At 68.8% G+C, this 2,061-nt stretch carries 3 protein-coding genes; 1 reads left to right on the forward strand and 2 read right to left on the reverse strand.

What is annotated here, in order from left to right; genetic code table 11:
* Positions 1–1,261: ATP-dependent helicase (locus ELR45_RS40575; protein ID WP_240759302.1), on the reverse strand; the 1,261-nt coding region annotated here is incomplete at its 3' end.
* A 217-nt stretch (positions 1,262–1,478) separates the two neighbouring features.
* Here ELR45_RS40575 and ELR45_RS08455 point away from each other — a divergent pair.
* A complete protein-coding gene (locus ELR45_RS08455) occupies positions 1,479–1,736 on the forward strand; it encodes a mycoredoxin (RefSeq protein WP_129665144.1) in 258 nt (85 codons plus the stop codon).
* On the opposite strand, the gene ELR45_RS40580 is transcribed toward ELR45_RS08455, so the two are convergent.
* On the reverse strand, positions 1,717–2,061 hold a 345-nt coding region (locus ELR45_RS40580), incomplete at its 5' end, for an NAD(+) diphosphatase (RefSeq protein WP_240759303.1). The genes ELR45_RS08455 and ELR45_RS40580 overlap by 20 nt on opposite strands.

Below are 2,061 nucleotides of genomic sequence, written 5' to 3' on the forward strand. Positions count from 1 at the left end.
CGGCGGTCGCGGCCGCCGCGTCAGGGGCGTCGCCTGCGGTGTCGCCGGCACGCATGGCTCCGCGGAGCAACATGGCCGCCTGCCGCACCTCAGCCCGGTCGAAGAAGCGCTCCGCTCCGCGCACCACATACGCGATACCGGCATCGGCGAGCGCCTGCTCGTAGTTCTCCGACTGGGCGTTCACCCGGAACAGCACGGCGACTTCGCGAGCCGGCACCCCGGACGCCAGTAGCCGACCGATCTCACCCGCGACCCACTCCGCCTCGGCGACCTCGTCCGGATGCTCGATGAAGACGGCTTCGGGTCCCGCCGGCCGCTGCGCTTCGAGCACCACGCCCTTGGCCCCGCCGCGACTGGGCCGCAGGACCGCATTGGCCACGTTCACCACCTGTGGGGTGGATCGATAGTCACGGAACAGCCGCACCGTGGTGGCCGACTGATACCGCTGTCCGAAGTCGAGAAGGTAGTCAGGCCGGGCACCGGCGAACGAGTAGATGGTCTGCGCTGGATCGCCGACGACGCAGACATCGTCCCGCTCGCCCAGCCACAGATCGAGCAACCGCTGTTGGAGCGGCGAAACGTCCTGGTACTCGTCCACGATGAAATGGTGGTACTGCGACCGGACCGCGTCGGCCACACCGGGATTGGCGTCGAGCAGGCCCACCGCCGCGAGCAGGATGTCCTCCATATCCATCTGCCCGCGGTCCGACTTGAGGTCTTCGTAGGCCGCGTACACCCGGGCGACGGTCTCCGCGTCGACGCCGGCGACCTCACGGGCCGCCGACTCGGCGGCGGCGGGGTACCGCTCAGCGAGGACGTTGCTGACCTTCGCCCACTCGATCTCCGAGGCGAGGTCACGGAGGGTGGCGCGATCCGTGCCCACACGGCAACGGTTCGCGGCAGCACCGACGATGCTGAGCTTGCTGCCGGCAATCTGCGGAAGTTCGGAGCCGGTGACCTGCGGCCAGAAGTAGCGCGCCTGCCGCAGCGCGGCGGAGTGGAACGTACGCGCCTGCACTCCCTCGACGCCGAGCGTACGCAGCCGGCCGCGCATCTCCCCGGCGGCCCGAGTGGTGAATGTCACGGCCAGGACGCGGCGCGGGTCGAATGCACCTGCCAGCACCCCGTGGGCGATGCGATGAGTAATGGCGCGGGTCTTGCCAGTACCTGCACCGGCGATGACACAGACCGGCCCGGTCAACGCGGCTGCTACCTCGCGCTGCTCCGGGTCCAGCGCGGAGAGAACATCGGGCACAGCCATGGACTCCATCCTGGCACCCGGCCCCGACAGGTCGTCGGTCACCCCGCGCCAGAAAGGCTGTTCTGGATGGGGAGGAGAGGATCTCTCCACCGGCCGGCGGACACCCGGCACGGAGAGGGCTGGAAGCCGCCGGCATCTGCGACCTCCTGCGCCGGAACACCTGTGAGCCCGGCGGTGTTGAGAAGGGCGTCAGCGAAAGCGTCGACCAGGAGAACAGATGCCCTCGTTCACGATGTACAGCACCTCGTGGTGCGGCTACTGCCGTCGCCTCAAAGGCACCCTCAACCGCGAGGGGATCACCTTCGACGAGATGGACATCGAGGCCGATCCACAGGCGGCCGAACTGGTGATGAGCGTCAACAAGGGCAATGCCACCGTCCCGACCCTGATCTTCTCGGACGGCAGCTCCATGACCAACCCCAGCCCGGGCGAGGTCAAGGGCAAACTCGCCGAGCTCACTGCCGCTCAGGCATAGGGCCGCCGTACCAGCCTTCGATCAGCCGGCGGGCGATCGACACCGGTGGCGGCAGAAGGACGTCGCCACCGGAGATCGCCGATGCCAGCTCTGATCGCGTGAACCAGGCGGCTTCCTCGATCTCGTCGCCGTCCGGCGCCGGCTCGTCGCCGGGAGCCGTTGCGTAGTAGCCGAGCATCAGGCTCGACGGAAACGGCCACGGCTGTGCGCCCGCATAGCTGCACGACCTGACCGATATCCCCACCTCCTCAGCGACCTCCCTCACCACGGCATGCTCAGGCGTCTCGCCCGGCTCGACGAAACCCGCCAGCGCCGAGTACCGGTG

The organism is Phytoactinopolyspora endophytica (assembly GCF_004138495.1).
Classification (GTDB): domain Bacteria; phylum Actinomycetota; class Actinomycetes; order Jiangellales; family Jiangellaceae; genus Phytoactinopolyspora; species Phytoactinopolyspora endophytica.